14 protein-coding genes and 4 tRNA genes are annotated in these 19,826 nt (G+C 62.2%); 12 read left to right on the top strand and 6 right to left on the bottom strand.

What is annotated here, in order from left to right:
- Window positions 1-8 precede the first annotated feature (8 nt).
- Window positions 9-1,592, bottom strand: a complete 1,584-nt coding sequence (locus AC19YY_RS16770; RefSeq protein ID WP_500604551.1) for a BCCT family transporter — start codon at window positions 1,590-1,592, stop codon at window positions 9-11.
- A 638-nt stretch (window positions 1,593-2,230) separates the two neighbouring features.
- Here AC19YY_RS16770 and kdpF point away from each other — a divergent pair.
- From kdpF to AC19YY_RS16800, 6 genes are all read left to right on the top strand, one after another.
- Window positions 2,231-2,329, top strand: coding sequence for a K(+)-transporting ATPase subunit F (gene kdpF / locus AC19YY_RS16775; protein WP_074851717.1), 99 nt, complete (start codon window positions 2,231-2,233; stop codon window positions 2,327-2,329).
- Between the two features lie 107 nt (window positions 2,330-2,436).
- Window positions 2,437-4,143, top strand: coding sequence for a potassium-transporting ATPase subunit KdpA (kdpA, locus tag AC19YY_RS16780; protein ID WP_500604552.1), 1,707 nt, complete (start codon window positions 2,437-2,439; stop codon window positions 4,141-4,143).
- A 10-nt stretch (window positions 4,144-4,153) separates the two neighbouring features.
- Window positions 4,154-4,807 (top strand): K(+)-transporting ATPase subunit C, encoded by a 654-nt coding sequence (gene kdpC, locus AC19YY_RS16785; RefSeq protein WP_500604553.1) that lies wholly within the window; start codon window positions 4,154-4,156, stop codon window positions 4,805-4,807.
- A gap of 12 nt (window positions 4,808-4,819) precedes the next feature.
- Window positions 4,820-6,889, top strand: a complete 2,070-nt coding sequence (gene kdpB, locus AC19YY_RS16790) for a potassium-transporting ATPase subunit KdpB (protein ID WP_169957213.1) — start codon at window positions 4,820-4,822, stop codon at window positions 6,887-6,889.
- Between the two features lie 192 nt (window positions 6,890-7,081).
- The gene (locus tag AC19YY_RS16795) at window positions 7,082-9,733 is read left to right on the top strand and encodes a DUF4118 domain-containing protein (RefSeq protein ID WP_500604554.1); all 2,652 of its coding nucleotides are present in this window, start codon (window positions 7,082-7,084) and stop codon (window positions 9,731-9,733) included.
- Complete coding sequence (locus tag AC19YY_RS16800; RefSeq protein ID WP_169957394.1) at window positions 9,730-10,422, top strand: response regulator; 693 nt, start codon at window positions 9,730-9,732, stop codon at window positions 10,420-10,422. Before AC19YY_RS16795 ends, AC19YY_RS16800 begins: the two co-directional genes overlap by 4 nt.
- 87 nt (window positions 10,423-10,509) lie before the next feature.
- Here the strand turns inward: AC19YY_RS16800 and AC19YY_RS16805 are convergent.
- Window positions 10,510-10,586, bottom strand: a tRNA-Asp gene (locus tag AC19YY_RS16805).
- A gap of 18 nt (window positions 10,587-10,604) precedes the next feature.
- Window positions 10,605-10,680 (bottom strand) — tRNA-Val (locus AC19YY_RS16810).
- 200 nt (window positions 10,681-10,880) lie between these two features.
- Here AC19YY_RS16810 and AC19YY_RS16815 point away from each other — a divergent pair.
- From AC19YY_RS16815 to AC19YY_RS16825, 3 genes are all read left to right on the top strand, one after another.
- Complete coding sequence (locus AC19YY_RS16815) at window positions 10,881-11,399, top strand: sigma-70 family RNA polymerase sigma factor (protein ID WP_170042669.1); 519 nt, start codon at window positions 10,881-10,883, stop codon at window positions 11,397-11,399.
- A gap of 7 nt (window positions 11,400-11,406) precedes the next feature.
- Window positions 11,407-12,390, top strand: coding sequence for a FecR family protein (locus AC19YY_RS16820; protein ID WP_500604555.1), 984 nt, complete (start codon window positions 11,407-11,409; stop codon window positions 12,388-12,390).
- A 78-nt stretch (window positions 12,391-12,468) separates the two neighbouring features.
- Window positions 12,469-14,907 (top strand): TonB-dependent siderophore receptor, encoded by a 2,439-nt coding sequence (locus AC19YY_RS16825; RefSeq protein ID WP_169956842.1) that lies wholly within the window; start codon window positions 12,469-12,471, stop codon window positions 14,905-14,907.
- A 150-nt stretch (window positions 14,908-15,057) separates the two neighbouring features.
- Here the strand turns inward: AC19YY_RS16825 and AC19YY_RS16830 are convergent.
- Both AC19YY_RS16830 and AC19YY_RS16835 read right to left on the bottom strand, forming a co-directional pair.
- Window positions 15,058-15,134: transfer RNA gene (locus tag AC19YY_RS16830), tRNA-Asp, on the bottom strand.
- A gap of 19 nt (window positions 15,135-15,153) precedes the next feature.
- Window positions 15,154-15,229, bottom strand: a tRNA-Val gene (locus AC19YY_RS16835).
- A gap of 159 nt (window positions 15,230-15,388) precedes the next feature.
- Between AC19YY_RS16835 and rdgC the strand changes: the two genes are divergently transcribed.
- The 3 genes from rdgC (at window position 15,389) to sugE (ending at window position 17,837) form a co-directional block, all read left to right on the top strand.
- The gene (gene rdgC / locus AC19YY_RS16840; RefSeq protein ID WP_169956841.1) at window positions 15,389-16,309 is read left to right on the top strand and encodes a recombination-associated protein RdgC; all 921 of its coding nucleotides are present in this window, start codon (window positions 15,389-15,391) and stop codon (window positions 16,307-16,309) included.
- 151 nt (window positions 16,310-16,460) lie between these two features.
- Window positions 16,461-17,417 carry a bile acid:sodium symporter family protein gene (locus AC19YY_RS16845; protein ID WP_170042667.1) on the top strand — a complete coding sequence of 319 codons (957 nt, stop codon included), beginning with the start codon at window positions 16,461-16,463 and terminating at the stop codon, window positions 17,415-17,417.
- A gap of 105 nt (window positions 17,418-17,522) precedes the next feature.
- Window positions 17,523-17,837 carry a quaternary ammonium compound efflux SMR transporter SugE gene (sugE, locus tag AC19YY_RS16850; protein WP_057438900.1) on the top strand — a complete coding sequence of 105 codons (315 nt, stop codon included), beginning with the start codon at window positions 17,523-17,525 and terminating at the stop codon, window positions 17,835-17,837.
- Between the two features lie 72 nt (window positions 17,838-17,909).
- Here the strand turns inward: sugE and AC19YY_RS16855 are convergent, their stop codons facing one another.
- Window positions 17,910-19,784 carry an MFS transporter gene (locus AC19YY_RS16855; RefSeq protein ID WP_432754442.1) on the bottom strand — a complete coding sequence of 625 codons (1,875 nt, stop codon included), beginning with the start codon at window positions 19,782-19,784 and terminating at the stop codon, window positions 17,910-17,912.
- Between the last annotated feature and the right edge of the window lie 42 nt (window positions 19,785-19,826).

The raw sequence follows: 19,826 nt of genomic DNA on the forward strand, positions 1-19,826 counted from the left end.
GAGGCAAGTCAGCGGGCAAAATCCGTCACCGGGCTGGCACCACGCAGGCCAGTTTCGACATGCACCGCAGGGATCTTGACGTCCAGCAGCGCGGGGTTTTTCAACCAGTAGAGCAACGATGTGCTGGCCAGCAGCACCAGAATAATTCCCGGCAGGCCGCCGAGGTTGGAGAGCATCTTCACCCCGTCGATGCCGACAAAGGCCACCATGACCCAGGACACCGTGCCGATGATCACGCCCCAGACAATCTTCAGCAGCGGGTTGCCATCCAGGTCCGAATCGGCGGTGACGCCCTTGCTGCACAGGTTGGCGATCACGTCGGTACTGGAGTCGGCGGCGGTGACGAACGAGATAAACGCGACAAACAACAAAAACGCGATCATCAGGCCGCTGGCCGGCAACTGCTGGAACATCTGGTACAGCACATGCTCCACGCCTTGCTCGTTGAGCACGCGGTTCAAACTGCCATCGCCGAGGGCATCGAAATACAGGCTGCTGCCGGAGAAGATGCAAATCCACAACGCGGTAAACAGCGCCGGGTACAGCATGTTGATCTGGATAAATTCGCGCACCCGGTAGCCCCGGCCGATCTTGCCGAGGAACAACGCACTCACCGGCGCCCAGGCGAACCATACCGACCAGTAGAACACCGTCCAGCTCTGCGGCCAGCTGTCGCCACTGGCGGCGCCGGTGGACAGGCTGCGGCTGAAGAAGGTGTCGAGGTAGACCCCCAGGGACTCGACGCCCAGGCTGAAGATGTACAGGGTTGGCCCGCACAACCATACAAACGCGCCCAGGGCCAACATGATCCAGGTGTTGAACGACGACAGCATGACGATGCCGCGCTGCAAGCCACTGGCGGCCGAGGCGACAAAGGTGAACACGATCACCGCGATGATCAGGGCCAGGCGCAAGGGCGTGGTCTCGCCGCCAATGTACTGGCTCAGGCCACCGGACAGGGTCAGTGCGCCGGTGCCCAGGGACGACGCCATGCCCGCCACCAGGGCGAACATCGCCAGGGTGTCGATCAACCCGGCATACCGCTTGACCCGCTGGGCGCCGAGCAAGGGTTGCAACATGGCGCCAATCGAGAAGTTGCTGCGCAGGTTGTAGAACACCAGGGCAAAGACCAGGGAGGGCACCAGGTAAATCGCGTAGGGCGTGAGGGTCCAGTGCAGGAACATCGTCGACAGGGCAAAGCTCTTGGCCGCCGCGCTGCCCGCCTCGATCGGCAGGCTGGAGGGTGGCGAGTACAGGTGGTAGAGCGGCTCGGCCGTGGTCCAGAACAGCACGCCCACCGCCAGGGTGGTACACAGCGCGACCATGAACCAGCGCCATTTGCTCAACAGCGGCGTAGCACCCTCCCCGCCGATACGCAGGTTGCCCAGGGGCGAAAAATACACAATGGCCGTGAGCACCACCATGGCGAAAGAGCCGGCACTGAACAGCCAGGAGAAGTTTTGCAGGATCACGGTGTTGAGCTGTTTGCTCACGGCAAGGAATGCGGTGAGGTCGACGTAGCTGGCGATTACCGCCGCCAACAGAATCAGAAAAGTTGGCCAGAAGACCAAAGGACGCAATGGGTATTTCATCTCGTGCGCTTCCCCAGACAGACTATTTTTATTGCCTTTGCAGGCCATTGTTAGAAGCGGGCACTGTGCCGCCTTGAAGTCTTCGCGTGGCTATAGATAAGCGTGAGTGCCGGTTGCGGTGCAATCGACCAATGGGTATGGGGGTATTCCGCCAGGTCATGGCCAATCCGGGGGACAACCGGGATCGTCGAGACCACCACCGCGTAAAGAGTTCATATAGTTCGCCCATTCGCCATAACGTTTACGTCGCCGCTATTGAGTAACCAAGTGCAAACGCCCTACCGTCACTTCCTACCCAAACACCCGTAGGAAGTCATCGTGGAAAGTTCAACTTTGGGCATGCTCGTCCTGTCAATGATTGCGCTCTTCGGCACTGCCGCGTTTTGCTTCGAACACCTCGCTACCCGCAGCGAGAAGAAAAACAAAACCAAATAAGCGGGTCGTTAACATCAGCAGCACCCCAGTGTTTAAAGGGATACCCGGGCGGCGGGCGATCCCTTTTTTTCGTGCGCCCGGTCGAACTTTTTCTATATACCGTCTTAATACCGCTGACGCTAATCAGTGCCCGAACTTGATACCCCAAAGATTAACCTCCCCGCGTCCGCAGTTGCGGCTTATTCAATCAGGGGAGTTACACCGTGCTCACACTCACGTTCATTTATATCGCCAGCGGCTTATGTGCCGTGGGGCTGTTCGCTTACTTGGGCTACGCCCTTATTCGCGCAGAAAAATTCTAGGGAGCTGGCCATGTACGACCTGATGTTTATCAGCCTTTCCCTGGTGTTTTTTGCTGCGACTGCCATGGCCATTGTCGCCATGGGCAAGATTTGAACGGAGCCACGACATGTTAAGCACGCTGCTGGAATTTACGCTGGTCCTGGGGGTAATGACGGGGCTCGCCGTACTGATGGGTAAATGGCTGACCCGGGTCTTCACCGGAACCCACCATGCCTTGCCGGAACGCTATACCTATCGCCTGCTGGGCATCGACCCACAAGAAACCATGGGCTGGGCCCGCTTCGGTTCGGCGCTGTTGTTGTCGAACGCAGCGATGATGCTGCTGGGCTACCTGGTCCTACGCCTGCAGGCGGTCATGCCGATCAACCCGCTGGGGCTCGCCGCGCAATCGCCGGACCTGGCGTTCAACACCGCCGCGTCCTTTATTACCAATACCAACTGGCAGGCGTACTCGGGCGAGACCAGCCTGTCGAACTTCAGCCAGATGGCGGTCATCACCTTTCTGATGTGCGTCGGCGCCACCTCCGGCGTGGTCGCGGCGGCCGGTTTCATTCGCGGCTTGAGCCGTTCCAGTTCGGGCGATCTCGGTAACTTCTGGGTCGACTTCACCCGCACGCTGTACCGCGTGATGCTGCCGCTGTGCGTGGGCATGGCGCTGGTGTACGTCTGGCAGGGCATGCCGCAGACCTTCGCCTCCCAGGCCCTGGTCACCACCCTGGAAGGGGCGCAGCAACAGTTGATTGTCGGTGCGGTGGCCAGCTTTGAATCGATCAAGCACATCGGCACCAACGGCGGCGGGTTCTTCAGCATGAACGCCGCGCACCCGTTCGAAAACCCGACGCCGCTGACCAACATCCTGCATATCCTCAGCATGTTGCTGATCCCCTCGGCACTGACCTACACCTTCGGCAGCATGCTGATGCAACGTCGCCAGGGCTGGGTGTTTTTCGGCACCTTCCTGGTGATGTTCATCGGCTTCCTCGCCCTGGTCTACGGCGCCGAGCAAAGCGGCAACCCGCTGCTGACCCAGGCCGGCGCCAACCAGACCCTGTCGCAGGAGCACAGCGGCGGCAACATGGAAGGCAAGGAGCTGCGCTTCGGCATCGCCGACAGCAGCCTGTTCATTGCCACCACCACGGCGGCGACCACCGGTTCAGTCAACACCATGCACGACTCGCTGACCCCCATGGGCGGCTTCGTGCCCCTGGCGCAGATGATGCTCAACTGCGTGTTCGGCGGCGACGGCGTGGGCTTTATCAACCTGATCCAGTACGCCCTGCTGACGGTGTTCCTGGTGGGCATGATGATCGGCCGCAGCCCGGAGTTCCTCGGCAAGAAAATCGAGGCGCGGGAGATCAAGCTGGTGATGCTCTCGGTGCTCGCGCACCCCATCAGCATCCTCGGTTTTACCGCCCTCGCCGCCCTGTGGCCCGACACCATGGCCAGCCTCAACAACATCGGCCCCCATGGGTTCAGCGAGGTGTTGTACGCCTACACCTCCGGCACCGCCAACAACGGCTCGGCCTTTGCCGGCTTGAACGCCAACACGCCGTTTTTCAACACCACCATTGGCCTGGCGATGTTGATCGGGCGCTTCTTCACCATGCTGCCGATGCTGGCCGTGGCCGGTTCCCTGGCGATGAAAAAAACCGTGCCGGCCGGTGCCGGGACCATTCCCACCGCGACCCCGCTGTTCATGCTGCTGGTGGTGTTCGTGGTGCTGGTGGTCGGCGGCCTGACCTTTTTGCCGGCGCTCGCGCTCGGCCCGCTGGTGGAGCAACTGCAGTTGCTGTCCGGCCAGACGTACAACTGAGGACACGTAGATGACAACCCAATCGATATTCAAGGGGCTGTTGCGCCCGGTGCTGGTTTCGGCGGTGTTTTTCATGCTGTTGACGGGGCTCGCCTACCCGGCGTTCACCACCGTGGCCGCACAGCTGATATTCCCGTTCCAGGCCCGCGGCTCGCTGATTGAACGCGATGGCCTGGTCATGGGCTCGACCCTGATCGGCCAGCACTTCACCCGGGCGCAATACTTCCACGGGCGCCCGAGCATGACCCTGGGCGCCGACCCGCAAGACCCAGGCAAAAGCGTATCGCAGCCGTATAACGCCGGTTCCAGCGGCGCCAGCAACCTGGGCCCAACCAGCCAGAAACTGGTGGACCAGGTGGCCGCCCGCGTGCAGGCCTATCGCCTGGCCAACGGCCTGGCCGCCGACGCCCAGGTGCCGGTGGACGCGGTCACCGCTTCCGCCTCGGGTCTCGACCCGCATATCTCGGTGGCCAATGCGCGCCTGCAACTGCCACGGGTCGCGCGCCTGCGGCAGATCCCCGAAGCCGAACTGCTGCAACTGGTCAGCCAGCACACCAGCGCACGCACCCTCGGCCTGCTCGGCGAGCCACGGGTCAATGTGCTGCAACTCAACCTAGCGCTGGATGCTCGCCAGCCATCGCCGCCTATTGCGACCAGTGAGTAAGAGATTGCCCTCATGAAAAATGCTCGTTTACCTCTGTTTGATCGCGCCATCGTGCTCACCGCGTGCGGGGATGCGCTGAAGAAACTGCTCCCCCAGGCGCAATGGAAAAACCCGGTGATGTTCGTGGTCTACCTGGGCAGCATCCTCACCACCCTGCTGTGGTTCCAGTCCCTGGGCGGCCAGGGTGAAGCGCCCAGCGGTTTTATCCTCAGCATCACCTTGTGGCTGTGGTTCACCGTACTGTTCGCCAACTTCGCCGAAGCCCTGGCCGAGGGCCGCAGCCGCGCCCAGGCCGCCAGCCTGCGCGGGATGAAACGCCAGACATTGGCCAAGTTGCTGCAACAGCCCAAGCACGGCGCCGCGTGGCTGCCGACCGAAGCGTCGCTGCTGCGCAAGGACCAGGTGGTGCTGATCGAAGCCGGCGATCTGGTGCCGCTCGATGGCATCGTGATCGAGGGCGTGGCGTCGGTGGATGAAAGCGCGATCACCGGCGAATCGGCGCCGGTAATTCGCGAGTCCGGTGGCGATTTTTCCTCGGTCACCGGCGGCACGCGCGTGCTGTCGGACTGGTTGGTGGTGCGCATCAGCGTCAACCCCGGCGAGTCGTTCCTGGACCGCATGATCTCGATGGTCGAATCGGCCAAGCGCCAGAAAACCCCGAACGAAGTGGCCCTGACCATCCTGCTGGTGGGCCTGACGCTGTTGTTCCTGCTGGTGATCGCCACGCTGAGCCCTTACTCGATCTTCGCCGTGGCCATGAGCGGCAGCGGCAGCGTGGTCAGTGCCACGGTACTGGTGGCGTTGCTGGTGTGCCTGATCCCCACCACCATCGGCGGCCTGCTCTCGGCCATCGGCGTGGCGGGCATGAGCCGGATGATGTCAGCCAATGTCATCGCCACCTCCGGGCGGGCGGTCGAGGCGGCGGGTGACGTCGACGTATTGCTGCTGGACAAGACCGGCACCATCACCCTGGGCAATCGCCAGGCCAGCAGCTTTTTGCCGGCGCCGGGCATCCAGGAAGCGGACTTGGCGGATGCCGCGCAATTGGCCTCCCTGGCCGACGAAACTCCGGAAGGCCGCAGTATCGTGGTGCTGGCCAAGCAGAAGTTCGACATCCGCGCGCGGGACATCAACCAACTGGGCGCCAGCTTTGTGCACTTCACCGCGCAAACCCGCATGAGCGGCGTCGACCTGCCCGCAGGCCGGGCGATTCGCAAGGGCGCAGCCGACGCGATCCGCAGCCATATCGAAGCCTTGGGCGGCAGTTTTCCGTCAGCCTTGCAGGCCAGGGTCGATGAAGTCTCGCGGCGCGGCAGCACCCCGCTGGTGGTCAGCGACGGCGCCACGGCGCTAGGTGTGGTGGAGCTCAAGGACGTGGTCAAGAGCGGCATCAAGGAGCGCTTTGCCGAACTCCGGCGCATGGGCATCAAGACCGTGATGATCACCGGCGACAACCGCCTGACCGCCGCCGCCATTGCGGTGGAGGCCGGGGTGGATGACTTCCTCGCCGAAGCCCGCCCGGAAGACAAGCTGCAATTGATCCGCGACTACCAGGCCAAGGGCAAGCTGGTGGCCATGACCGGCGACGGCACCAACGACGCGCCGGCGCTGGCCCAGGCCGACGTGGCGGTGGCGATGAACAGCGGCACCCAGGCAGCCAAGGAGGCCGGCAACATGGTCGACCTCGACAGCAACCCGACCAAGCTGATCGAAGTGGTCGAGGTGGGCAAACAGATGCTGATGACCCGCGGCGCCCTCACCACCTTCAGCGTGGCGAATGACGTGGCGAAGTACTTTGCAATCATCCCGGCGGCGTTTGTCGCGACCTATCCCCAGCTCGGCGCGTTGAACGTGATGCAACTGAGCAGCCCCAACTCGGCGATTCTCAGCGCGGTGATTTTTAACGCGCTGATCATCGTCGCGCTGATTCCCCTGGCCCTGCGCGGCGTGACTTACCGCGCAATCGGCGCGGCGGCGCTGCTCAACCGCAACCTGCTGGTCTATGGCCTGGGCGGGGTGTTGGTGCCGTTTGCCGGGATCAAGCTGATCGACATGCTCTTGACCGCAGTGGGCTTGGTGTAACGACTCACCCCCATGTGGGAGCGGGCTTGTCGGATCGCCGCATCGCCGCGAAGACGTCGGTCCAGCAAACATTGATGTCGGCTGACCCACTGCTTTCGCGAGCAAGCCCGCTCCCACAGGGGATCTGCGCTTGACTGACTGCCATTAAGGCAAGCCCGCTCCCACACTTGAACCGCATTGACCAGGAATGACATGCCCGCCTTAAACAACGCACGCCCCGACCCCGACGCCCTGCTCGCTCGGGTCCAACAAGAAGAACAGGCCGCCTTGCGCGGCAAATTGCGTATCTACTTTGGCTCCAACGCCGGGGTCGGCAAGACCTGCGCGATGCTCGAAGCGGCGCGCCGCGAAACTGGCCGTGGTCGTGACGTACTGGCCGGCGTGGTGGAAACCCACGGCCGCCAGGACACCGCCGAGCTGCTCCACGGCCTCGAACAACTGCCCCGTGCCCAGCACCTGCACCGTGAATTCGCCCTCAGCGAATTTGACCTCGACGCCGCCCTCTTGCGCCATCCTGGCGTGTTACTGGTGGACGAACTGGCCCACAGCAACGTGCCCGGCTCACGCCACCCCAAACGCTGGCAAGACGTGGAAGAACTGCTCAGCGCCGGCATCGACGTGTGGACCACCCTCAATGTGCAGCACCTGGAAAGCCTGAATGACCTGGTCAGCGGGATCATCGGCATACGTGTGCGTGAAACCGTACCGGACCATGTGTTCGACAACGCCCACGAAGTGGTGGTGATCGACCTGCCGCCCGACGATCTGCTGCAACGCCTCAAGGACGGCAAGGTGTACCTGGGCCCGGCGGCGGCACGCGCGTCTGAGCATTTTTTCCGCAAGGGCAACCTGTTGGCGCTGCGCGAGCTGGCCCTGCGGCGCACGGCCGACCGGGTCGACACGCAGATGCGCGTGTACCGCCGCGAACAGTCGATCAAGACCCTGTGGCCGGCCCGCGAACGGCTGTTGGTCGGCATAGCCGGGGACGCAGGCGATGAGCGCCTGGTGCGTGAAGCGGCGCGCCTGGCGCAAAAACTGGAGGCCGACTGGATTGTCGTGCACGTGGCCTCGGCCCAGGGGCGCGGCGCCAGGCGCTACTCGAGCGCGATGAAAACCCTGGCCCTGGCCGAAGAGTTCGGCGCCGATACCGCCACGCTGCCGGGCATGGACGTCGCCGAAGCGCTGGTGGCCTGTGCCCGTGAGCACAACGCCAGTCGCCTGGTACTCGGCCATCATCCGCGCCGCCGGTGGCAGTTCTGGCATCAGTCGGTCAGCGATCGGATCAGCCGCCACCACCCGCAAATCGACCAGATCGTGATGGCCCACGGCCTGCTGCCGGGCACGCCTGCCGTGCCCGAAAAAACAGCAACATTGCCCGGTACGCGATTGGCCTATCTCTGGGCCAGCCTGGCCTGTTTCGCGGCCAGCGCCGTGGCCGCACTGCTGTTGCAAGTGTTCGACCTGGCCAACGTGGTCATGCTGTTTTTGCTCACGGTGGTGCTGGTAGCGCTGCGCTTTGGACGCGGCCCCGGCGTGTGGGCAGCGATGCTCGCGGTGCTGTGTTTTGACTTCTTTTTCGTCCAGCCACGCTACTCATTCACGGTCAACGACACCCAGTACTTCTTCACCTTTGCCTTGATGCTCGGCATCGCCCTGATCACCGGCCAACTCACCGCGCGCCTGCGCCACGAAGCGCGCACCGCCGCCGCACGGGAACGCCGCGCGACCTCCCTGGCGCGCCTGGCCCGCGACCTGTCGGCGGCGCTGACGGTGGAGCAAATCAGTGAAGTCGCGCTGCGCACCTTCAGTGGCGTCTTCGAAGCACGGGTCGGCCTGGCCCTGCCCGACGCCGCCAATGGCGTCCACAGCGTGAGCGCCGCTGGGCTGCCGATCGACGACAGCATCGCGCAATGGGCATACGACCACGGCCACCCCGCTGGCCACGGCACCGACACTTTGTCGGCGGCCAAGGGTTGTTACTGGCCACTCAAGGCGCCGATGCGCGTGCGCGGCGTGCTGGTGCTGGAACTGGCCCAACGCGATCGCTTGAACGACCCGCAAGAACGCCGCCTGCTGGAAGCCTGCATGAGCCAACTGGCGATTGCCCTGGAGCGCGTGCATTTCGTTGAAGTGGCACAAAGCACCCTGGTGCAGATGGAAGGCGAGAAAATGCGCAACACCCTGCTCGCAGCAATCTCCCATGACCTGCGCACGCCGCTGACCACCCTGATCGGCGCCGCCGAGACCGCCCTGCCCCACGCCCCGGCGGGGCCACTGAACGAGCTGCTGCATGGCATCCACGAACAGGCCATATCCATGCAGCGCCTGATCGAAAACCTGTTGGACATGGCGCGCCTGCAAGAGCGCGGTGTGCGCCTGAACCGCCAATGGCACTCCCTAGAAGAAATCGTCGGCAGCGCCCTGCGCCAATTGCGCGAACCACTGGCGCACCACAGCGTACACACCACGCTCGACGCGCAGTTGCCGCTGGTGGAAGTCGATGGGCTGCTGATCGAGCGGGTGCTGGTCAACCTGCTGGACAACGCCGCCAAGTACACCCCGCCGGGTACCACCATCAGCGTGGCCGCCAGCCAGGCCGGCGAGCAGATTGTGATTGAGGTCAGCGACACCGGCCCCGGTCGCGCGCCGACCAATCTGTTCGAGCCCTTCACGCGCGGCCAGCAGGAATCGTCGGTGGCCGGCATCGGCCTGGGCCTGGCGCTGGTCAAGCGCATCGTCGAGGCCCACGGCGGGCGCATCCAGGCCAACCCCGGCCGCACGGGCGGCATGCATTTCACCATCACGCTACCCGCAGGCACCCCGCCTGCCATGGAACCCTTATGAGCACTGCACGCATCCTGATTGTTGAAGACGAGGCCAATATCCGCCGCTTTGTGCGCATTGCCCTGCAAGACGAAGGCTTTCAGGTGTTCGAGGCCGACAGCGTCAAACGTGGGCTGATTCATGCTGCCAGCCGTCAGCCGGACCTGGTGATTGTCGACCTTGGCTTGCCGGACAGCGATGGCAAGCAACTGATCAGCGAACTGCGCGGCTGGCTGGCGGTGCCGATCCTGGTGCTGTCGGCACGTGACCGTGAAGAAGAAAAAGTCGCCGCCCTGGACGCGGGCGCCGATGACTACCTGACCAAGCCGTTTGGCGTGCCCGAGTTGCTCGCGCGTATCCGCGCCCAACTGCGCCGGCACGGGCACACCGGCACGGTGGTGGCCACCAGCAAGGTGGCGTTTGGCGAGATTGCAGTGGACCTGGCGACCCACCAAGTGTGGCGCTCAGGCCAACCGGTGCACTTGACGCCCATCGAGTACCGCCTGCTCTGCGCCATGGTTCGCGGCCAGAACCGCGTACTGACGCACAGGCAACTACTGCTGGAAGTGTGGGGCCTGGATTACGTCGACCGCGCCCACTATCTGCGGGTGCACATGGCGCATCTGCGGCAAAAGCTGGAGGTGGATCCCGCGCAGCCGCAGTACTTCATTACCGAACTGCAGGTGGGCTACCGGTTGGTGGGGTTGTAGAACCGCAAATCCCGGGCACAAAAAAGCCCGCTCATTGAGCGGGCTTTGCGGGGTGACCTGGCGTTCAGCATTCCAGGTAACCGAATATGGCGCAGCGGACGGGACTCGAACCCGCGACCCCCGGCGTGACAGGCCGGTATTCTAACCGACTGAACTACCGCTGCGCGTAGCATTGGACGTAATGGTGGGTGATGACGGGATCGAACCGCCGACCCTCTGCTTGTAAGGCAGATGCTCTCCCAGCTGAGCTAATCACCCTTTACGTTCGGTGCGGGGCGCATCATATACGAAAAATCCGCAATGTGTTGATTTAAATGCAATTTATTTGAAATATCTTTTCGCCGGCAGCCAACAGCCCGCAAACCTGCGCTTTTAGCGGGTAAACGCGAGTCTATTGCGTTTACCCTGCCCCGAGGCCACAATTAGAAACCATTCTCAATAACACCTGAGCCACGCCTATGTCTGTGGGTGAACCGCCATTCCAACGGGAAATTACCCAGCTCTACAGCGAGCATCATGGCTGGCTGCTCACCTGGCTGCGGCGCAAGCTGGGCTGCCGGCAGAATGCCGCCGACCTGGCACAGGACACGTTCGCACGTATCCTCAATACCCGTGAATCGGTGGCGACGATCCGCGAACCCCGGGCCTACTTGAGCACTACCGCGCGGCGGCTGATTATCGACCAGGCCCGGCGCAAACAGATTGAGCAGGCCTATCTGCAAGAGTTGGCGCTGACGGTGGACGCGCTCGAAGGGTTCCAGTCACCGGAGCAGATCCACACCACCCTGGAAGCCCTGGAACAGATCGCGTTTATCCTTGAAGGCATGCATGAGTATTCGCGCCAGGCGTTCGTGCTGTATTACCTCGAAGAACTGACTCAGCAGCAGATCGCCCGGCAACTCAAGCTCTCGGAACGCACCGTGCGCAAATACCTGATCCTGGCCCTGGTGCATTGCGGCCACAGTATGGACACCTGAACCACCCATGCCCGACGCCCGCCAACAGATCGAAGAACAAGCCGCCGAGTGGATGCTGCGCCTGCATGAAGGTGAGCTGAGCGAAGCGCAGCGCCTGGCGTTCGAGTGCTGGAAGCAACAAGGCCCGCACTACGCCGCCGCTGCCACACGCATGGAGGCGGTGATTTCGCGGATGCAAGCCCTGCGCGGGAAAAAGGCACCGGCACGGGCGGCGCTGAATGCGGCGTTCGCCACCCAGCAATCGCGCCGCAGCAAACGCACCGTGCGCACCCTGTTGCTGCTGTGCAGCCTGGCAGTGCCTGCGGCGGCGCTGTTGGTCAGCCCGTATCCGCAGCGCTGGATGGCCGATGTGCGCAACGGCCCCGGCCAGTGGCAGACCCTGCGCCTGGCGGACGGCTCGGCACTGAGCCTCAATGGCATCAGCGCGGCCAACCTGCATTTCGACGCCACGCAGCGGCGCATCGAACTGCTGCAAGGCGAGATCCTGGTGGAGGTGGCCCACGATCAGGCGCGGCCGTTTATCGTGCAGACCGCCCAAGGCAGCATGCGCGCACTGGGCACGCGGTTTGTGGTCAAGCGCGAGGGCGACAGCACCGTGCTGAGCATGCTCGAATCCCGCGTGGCCGCCCACAGCGCCGATGCCCGGCAGACCCTGGAAGTCGCCGCCGGCTCCCAGGCCCTGATCAATGCCGACAGCGTACGCCTGACCGGCAGCATCGACCCGTCCAGCATCAACGAAGCCTGGCGCCGCCATCAACTGGTGGTGGAAAACCGGCCATTGCCCGAGGTGCTGGATGAAATCTCCCGGCATCGGTCCGGCCGCCTGCAGTTTGATCGCGCCGCCCTGCAAAACCTGCGCGTGTCGGCCGTGATCCCCCTGGATGACAGCGACCACGCCCTGCAACTGCTGGCGCAAACCCTGCCGATAACCGTGCAAACCTATACCCCCTGGCTGGTCGTGGTGAACCCGGCCAACACCGCCAATAAATAATTATTCGCATTTGCTTCCGGTTTTTGTGCAGTTGCCCGTCAAGCAAGGTAATTCGACACCTAAAGGATTGCCTTCACCATGCACACCCCTTCCTACCCGCGTGGGCGCTTTGGCCTGCTGAGAAGTGCACCGTTTTCCCTGGCCGTGCTCGCCGCCACCGTTGGCGCCCTGCACATCAACCTGGCCCAGGCGGATACGGCCAGCACCGCCGCCCAGACGTACAACATTCCTGCCGGGCCCCTGGGCAGCTCGCTCAACCGCTTTGCCCAGCAGGCCGGCGTGGCGATTGTGTTCCAGTCCCGCGAGCTGCAAGGCCTCGATGGCCCGGGCCTGCAAGGCAACTACGGGATCCAGGACGGTTTCGACCGGCTGCTGCAGGGCAGCGGCTACGTCGCGGTAAAGGGCGACCAGGTGTATGCGCTGCAACCCGCGCCGACTGCCAGCAACGGCAGCATGGAACTGGGCCCGACCCAGGTCACCGGCAACCAGTTGGGTAACGTCACCGAAGACAGCGGGTCCTACACCCCCGGCAGCATCGCCACCGCCACGCGCCTGGTGCTGACGCCCAAGGAAACCCCGCAGTCCGTCAGCGTCGTTACGCGCCAGCACATGGACGACTTCGGCCTGAACAACGTCGACGATGTGATGCGCCATACCCCGGGCATCACCGTGTCGGCCTTCGACAGCGAGCGCAGCAACTACTACGCCCGTGGTTTTTCGATCAATAACTTCCAGTACGACGGCATTCCTTCGACGGCGCGCAACGTTGCCTATTCGGCGGGCAATACCCTGAGCGACATGGCGATCTACGACCGCGTCGAAGTGCTCAAGGGCGCCACCGGCCTGCTCACCGGCGCTGGTTCCCTGGGCGCGACGATCAACCTGGTGCGCAAGAAGCCCACCGCCGATTTCAAGGGGCATGCCACCCTCGGCGCCGGTTCCTGGGACAACTACCGCAGCGAACTGGACGTCAGCGGCCCGCTGACCGAGAGCGGTAATGTGCGTGGCCGGGCGGTCGCGGCCTACCAGGACAAGCAATCGTTCATGGATCACTACTCGCGCAAGAGCCCGACGTACTACGGCATCATGGAATTCGACCTGTCGCCGGACACCCTGCTGACCGTCGGCGGCGATTACCAGGATACGTTGCCCAAGGGCTCTTCCTGGTCAGGCAGCTTCCCGCTGATCAACTCCAAGGGCGAGCGCAACAAGGTCAAGCGCTCGTTCAACAACGCCGCCGACTGGAGCAGTTGGGAGCAATACACCCGCACCGTGTTCGCCATGCTCGAGCATGACCTGGGCAACGGCTGGGTGACCAAGTTGCAACTGGACCACAAGATCAACGGTTACCACGCACTGATGGGTTCGATCCAGGGCGACCAGCCGCAGCCGGACGGCACCGCACAACTCACCTCAGGCAAATACACCGGGGAAACGGTCAGCGATTCCGCCGACCTGTACGTGAGTGGCCCGTTCAGCCTGGGCGGGCGCGAGCATGAACTGGTGCTGGGCGGCTCCATCAGCGCCTCCGAATGGAAAGGCAAAGGCTATTGGAACCTCAGCCCAAACATCGTCGACTTCAATAACTGGCACGGCCACGCCGCTATTCCGGACTGGGGCAATGCCCAATCCCTGACCGACGACACCGTGCGCCAGACTGGCGCCTATGTGACCACTCGTCTGAACCTGGCCGATGACCTCAAGCTGTTGCTGGGTGGGCGAGTGGTCAACTACCAGGTCACCGGCTATAACCCCAACTATCGCGAGTCCGGGCGATTCGTGCCGTACGTCGGCGCTGTGTATGACTTGAACGACACCTACTCGGTGTACGCCAGCTACACCGATATCTTCATGCCCCAGGAAAACTACAACCGCGACCGGGATAACAAGCTGCTTGAGCCGGATGAAGGCCAGAACTGGGAATTGGGCGTGAAAGCCGACTTCCTCGATGGCCGGGTGAACGCCAGCGCGGCGTACTTTGAAATCCATGAGTCCAATCGCGCGCTGTCGGATGACGCCTACAACAATCAGACGCCGATCCCATCCAACTATGCTTATAAGAGCAGCAAGGCCGTGACCAAGGGCTACGAAGTGGAGATGTCCGGTGAGATCGCCCCCGGCTGGCAGCTCCAGGCCGGCTACACCCACAAGATCGTGCGCGATGACAAGGACGTGAAGATCTCCACGTTCGAGCCTGAAGACCAGGTCAAGCTGTACACCACCTACAAGCTCAAGGGCGACCTCGACAAGTTGACCGTCGGCGGCGGCGTGCGCTGGCAGAGCGTGGGTTGGCAGGATATCTACAACACCCCGCATAACGGGTATGAGGAGTTTTCCCAGCAAGCCTACTGGCTGGTGGACCTGATGACCCGTTACCAGGTCACCAAAAATCTGTCGGCGACACTGAACGTCAACAACATCTTCGACAAGTCCTACTACACCAACATCGGCTTCTATAACTCGGCAGCCTACGGTGAACCACGTAACTTCATGGTCACTACGCGCTGGGATTTCTAAGCGCCCCATAAAAAACGCCCCCGGTCATCGGAAATGATCGGGGGCGTTTTTATGAGCGGGGATTTTCGCAAACCCCAGACAGCAAAAAGCCCGCTCGATGAGCGGGCTTTCTGTGGTGACCTGGCGTTCAGTGTTCCAGGTTACCGAATATGGCGCAGCGGACGGGACTCGAACCCGCGACCCCCGGCGTGACAGGCCGGTATTCTAACCGACTGAACTACCGCTGCGCGTAACACATGAAGCGAATGGTGGGTGATGACGGGATCGAACCGCCGACCCTCTGCTTGTAAGGCAGATGCTCTCCCAGCTGAGCTAATCACCCTTCGTTTCGGTGTGGCGCGCATTCTACGGAGCGACCATAAGTCTGGCAAGCACTTTCTTAAATCTTTTTTTTCAGCCCTTCCAATGGCTTAGGCAGGGTTGGCCTCAGGCCTTATCAAGAGAATAATGCCCCACTTTGTATAAAGGAGAGACTCACCCCATGTGGTTCAAGAACCTGCTTATCTATCGCCTGACCCAAGATCTGCCTGTTGATGCCGAGGCGTTGGAAGCTGCAATGGCCACCAAACCGGCGCGCCCTTGTGCAAGCCAGGAGTTGACCACTTACGGTTTCGTCGCGCCTTTTGGCAAAGGCGAAGACGCGCCCCTGGTGCACGTCAGCGGTGACTTCCTGCTGATCGCTGCGCGCAAGGAAGAACGTATCCTGCCCGGTAGCGTGGTGCGTGACGCGGTCAAGGAAAAGGTCGAAGAGATCGAAGCCGAGCAAATGCGCAAGGTCTATAAAAAGGAACGGGACCAGATCAAGGATGAAATCATCCAGGCCTTCCTGCCCCGCGCCTTTATCCGTCGTTCGTCGACCTTTGCTGCCATCGCACCGAAACAGGGCCTGATCCTGGTCAACTCGGCCAGCCCCAAGCGCGCCGAAGACCTGCTGTCGACCCTGCGTGAAGTGATCGGCACCCTGCCAGTACGCCCGCTGACCGTAAAAACCGCGCCAACCGCAATCATGACCGACTGGGTCACCACCCAGAAGCCGGCCGCTGACTTCTTCGTGCTCGACGAATGCGAACTGCGCGACACCCACGAAGACGGTGGCATCGTGCGCTGCAAGCGCCAGGACCTGACCGGCGAAGAAATCCAGCTGCACCTGACCACCGGCAAGGTCGTGACCCAACTGTCCCTGGCCTGGCAGGACAAGCTGTCGTTCATGCTCGACGACAAAATGACCGTCAAGCGCCTGAAGTTCGAGGACCTGCTGCAAGACCAGGCCGAACAGGACGGCGGCGACGAGGCCCTGGGCCAACTGGATGCAAGCTTTACCCTGATGATGCTGACCTTCGGCGACTTCCTGCCGGCACTGGTAGAAGCACTGGGCGGCGAAGAGACCCCGCAAGGCATCTAAAACAGGCACGCTCAATGTAGGAGCTGGCTTGCCTGCGATGGCGGTGTATCAGTTACAGAGTCAATGACTGACATACCGCTATCGCTGGCAAGCCAGCTCCTACGGTTGATGGGGTTGCCAGTTCCAGCACTCTAATAATAAGGACATCACCATGCGCGCACTCGCCGCCTTGAGCCGCTTCGTCGGCAATACCTTCGCCTACTGGGTGCTGATTTTTGCCGTAGTCGCGTTCCTGCAGCCCAGCTGGTTTATCGGCCTGAAAAGCGCCATCGTGCCGCTGCTGGGCCTGGTGATGTTCGGCATGGGCCTGACCCTCAAACTTGAAGATTTCGCCGAGGTCGCACGCCATCCGTGGCGCGTGGCCCTGGGTGTGGTCGCGCACTTTGTGATCATGCCCGGGGTGGCCTGGTTGCTGTGCCAGGCCTTCCAACTGCCACCGGAGATCGCCGTCGGCGTGATCCTGGTCGGCTGCTGCCCAAGCGGTACCTCGTCCAACGTCATGACCTGGCTGGCCCGGGGCGACCTGGCGCTGTCGGTGGCCATCGCCGCCGTCACCACCCTCCTCGCCCCGCTGCTCACCCCGGCGCTGATCTGGCTGCTGGCTTCGGCGTGGCTACCGGTGTCGTTCATGGAGCTGTTCTGGTCGATCCTGCAAGTGGTACTGCTGCCCATCGTGCTTGGGGTATTGGCACAACGCCTGCTGGGTGATCGGGTGCGACATGCCGTTGATGTGCTGCCACTGGTGTCGGTGGTCAGCATCGTGATTATCGTCGCGGCCGTGGTCGCAGCGAGCCAGGCGAAGATTGCCGAATCGGGTCTGCTGATCATGGCGGTGGTGATGCTGCACAACAGCTTCGGCTACTTGCTCGGTTACTTCACCGGCCGCGTGTTCAAGTTGCCACTGGCCCAGCGCAAGTCGTTGGCGCTGGAAGTGGGCATGCAGAACTCGGGGCTGGGCGCCGCACTGGCCAGTGCGCATTTTTCGCCACTGGCAGCGGTGCCCAGTGCGCTGTTCAGCGTCTGGCACAATATTTCCGGGGCGCTGTTGTCGACGTATTTCCGCCGGATGAGCGAGAAGGAAGATCGCAAGGCCCTTGCCGAAACTTGATCGGGTGCTGGCTTTTCGGCACTCTACCCATCTTCGCGGGGACGGCCCCGCGACTCGTTCGAGCATTAATCCGGGGACGACCCCACTTCTAAAAGGAAGGTCAATATGTCCTGGGTCATTCTGTTTTTCGCCGGGTTGTTTGAAGTTGGCTGGGCCGTCGGCCTGAAATACACCGACGGCTTCAGCAAACCAATGCCCACCGCCCTGACGATTGCCGCCATGGCCGTCAGCCTCGGCCTGCTGGGGCTGGCGATGAAGGAACTGCCGCTGGGCACCGCCTATGCGATCTGGACCGGGGTCGGTGCAGTGGGCACGGTGATTGCCGGGATTATCCTGTTTGGGGAGTCCATGGCGCTGTTTCGCTTGGCCAGTGTGGCGCTGATTATTGCCGGGTTGATCGGGCTCAAGATTAGCGCCTGATGCTTTTGCCGGCGATGAGTCCCTTGAATCCCGTGATGGATTTTCGGGCGCCATCGCCGGCAAGCCGGGCTCCTACCGGGTGGTACCACGCAGTGCCAGCACTTGTTCCTGCAAAGCCTGTGGCGTCGCCTGCTCCACTGCCAACGGCGGCCCCGCCACCAACGTCACCCGCGACCAGATCCGGTGAAAGACCCCCTTGTTCGGATCGCGGCTGAAAAAGCTCCCCCACAACCCCTGCAACGCCATGGGAATCACCGGTACCGGCGTTTCCTCGAGAATCCGCGTCACGCCACTCTTGAATTCGTTGATCTCACCGTCGCCGGTCAACTTGCCTTCCGGGAAGATGCACACCAGCTCGCCGTCCTTCAGATATTGGCTGATACGCTGGAAGGCCTTTTCGTAGATCTCCAGGTCTTCATGGCGCCCGGCAATCGGAATGGTGCCGGCCGTGCGGAAGATAAAGTTGAGCACCGGCAGGCGGTAGATCTTGTAATACATCACAAAGCGAATCGGCCGACGCACCGCGCCGCCAATCAGCAGTGCATCGACAAACGACACATGGTTGCACACCAGCAACGCCGCGCCTTCGTCCGGGATGTGTTGCAGGTCGCGATGCTGCACGCGGTACATGGAGTGGCCGAGCAGCCAGATCATGAAGCGCATGGTGAACTCGGGAACAATCCTGAAGATGTAGGTGTTGACCGCGATATTAAGCAGCGACACCACCAGGAACAGCTCGGGGATCGACAGCTTGGCCACGCTCAGCAGCAGGATGGTGACAATCGCCGAGACCACCATGAACAGCGCATTGAGAATGTTGTTGGCAGCGATCACCCGTGCCCGCTCGTTTTCAGCGGTACGCGACTGGATCAAGGCATACAGCGGCACGATATAGAAACCGCCAAACACCCCCAGGCCAAGGATATCGATCAACACCCACCAGGCCTGGCCGTAACCCAACACCGCCAGCCAATCGTTGGCCTGGACGTTCTGCGGGAAGTCGCCAGAATGCCACCACAGCAAAAGGCCAAACACCGTCAGGCCGAATGACCCGAAGGGCACCAGGCCGATTTCCACCTTACGCCCGGAGAGTTTTTCGCAGAGCATCGAGCCCAACGCGATACCGACCGAGAACACCGTGAGGATCAGGGTCACCACGGTTTCATCGCCATACAGCCACTCTTTGGCGTAGGCCGGGATTTGCGTGAGGTAGATCGCCCCGACAAACCAGAACCACGAGTTGCCGACAATCGAGCGCGACACCGCGGGTGTCTGCCCCAGGCCCAGGCGCAAGGTGGCCCAGGATTGGCTGAAGATATTCCAGTCCAGGCGCATCTGGGGGCTGGACGCCGCGGCGCGCGGGATCGCCCGGCTGGCCAGGTAGCCCAGCACGGCAATCGCGACAATCGCCGTGGACACCACCGGCGCGTAGTGCGCAGAGGACATCATCACCCCAGCGCCGATAGTCCCGGCGAGGATTGCCAGGAACGTGCCCATTTCCACCAGGCCGTTGCCGCCCACCAACTCCTCTTCATGCAGCGCTTGCGGCATGATCGAGTACTTCACCGGGCCAAACAGCGCCGAGTGGGTGCCCATGGCAAACAGCGCCAGCAACATCAGCTCCAGGTGGTTGGTCATAAAGCCCACGGCGCCGATGGCCATGATCACGATCTCGCCGATCTTGATCGCGCGGATCAGCGCATCCTTGTTGAATTTCTCGCCAAACTGCCCGGCCAGGGCCGAGAACAGGAAGAACGGCAGGATAAACAACAAGGCGCAGAGGTTGACCCAGATCGAGCGATCGCCCTCGATGGCCAGCTTGTAGAGAATGGCGAGGATCAACGACTGCTTGAAGATATTGTCGTTGAACGCCCCCAGGGACTGGGTGATGAAGAACGGCAGAAAGCGCCGTTTGCGCAGCAAGGTAAATTGCGAGGGGTGACTCATCGTCCGTGTTCCTGCGTGGCCTGAAGGCTTTATTGATTTTTC

This window comes from Pseudomonas sp. MF09156 (assembly GCF_059862305.1).

What these genes read in the sequence shown, in the direction of transcription:
- AC19YY_RS16770 (WP_500604551.1), bottom strand. Translation starts at nt 1,592, where the DNA reads ATGAAATACCCATTGCGTCCTTTGGTCTTCTGGCCAACTTTTCTGATT.
- kdpA (WP_500604552.1), top strand. Translation starts at nt 2,437, where the DNA reads ATGTTAAGCACGCTGCTGGAATTTACGCTGGTCCTGGGGGTAATGACG.
- kdpC (WP_500604553.1), top strand. Translation starts at nt 4,154, where the DNA reads ATGACAACCCAATCGATATTCAAGGGGCTGTTGCGCCCGGTGCTGGTT.
- kdpB (WP_169957213.1), top strand. Translation starts at nt 4,820, where the DNA reads ATGAAAAATGCTCGTTTACCTCTGTTTGATCGCGCCATCGTGCTCACC.
- AC19YY_RS16795 (WP_500604554.1), top strand. Translation starts at nt 7,082, where the DNA reads ATGCCCGCCTTAAACAACGCACGCCCCGACCCCGACGCCCTGCTCGCT.
- AC19YY_RS16800 (WP_169957394.1), top strand. Translation starts at nt 9,730, where the DNA reads ATGAGCACTGCACGCATCCTGATTGTTGAAGACGAGGCCAATATCCGC.
- AC19YY_RS16815 (WP_170042669.1), top strand. Translation starts at nt 10,881, where the DNA reads ATGTCTGTGGGTGAACCGCCATTCCAACGGGAAATTACCCAGCTCTAC.
- AC19YY_RS16820 (WP_500604555.1), top strand. Translation starts at nt 11,407, where the DNA reads ATGCCCGACGCCCGCCAACAGATCGAAGAACAAGCCGCCGAGTGGATG.
- AC19YY_RS16825 (WP_169956842.1), top strand. Translation starts at nt 12,469, where the DNA reads ATGCACACCCCTTCCTACCCGCGTGGGCGCTTTGGCCTGCTGAGAAGT.
- rdgC (WP_169956841.1), top strand. Translation starts at nt 15,389, where the DNA reads ATGTGGTTCAAGAACCTGCTTATCTATCGCCTGACCCAAGATCTGCCT.
- AC19YY_RS16845 (WP_170042667.1), top strand. Translation starts at nt 16,461, where the DNA reads ATGCGCGCACTCGCCGCCTTGAGCCGCTTCGTCGGCAATACCTTCGCC.
- sugE (WP_057438900.1), top strand. Translation starts at nt 17,523, where the DNA reads ATGTCCTGGGTCATTCTGTTTTTCGCCGGGTTGTTTGAAGTTGGCTGG.
- AC19YY_RS16855 (WP_432754442.1), bottom strand. Translation starts at nt 19,784, where the DNA reads ATGAGTCACCCCTCGCAATTTACCTTGCTGCGCAAACGGCGCTTTCTG.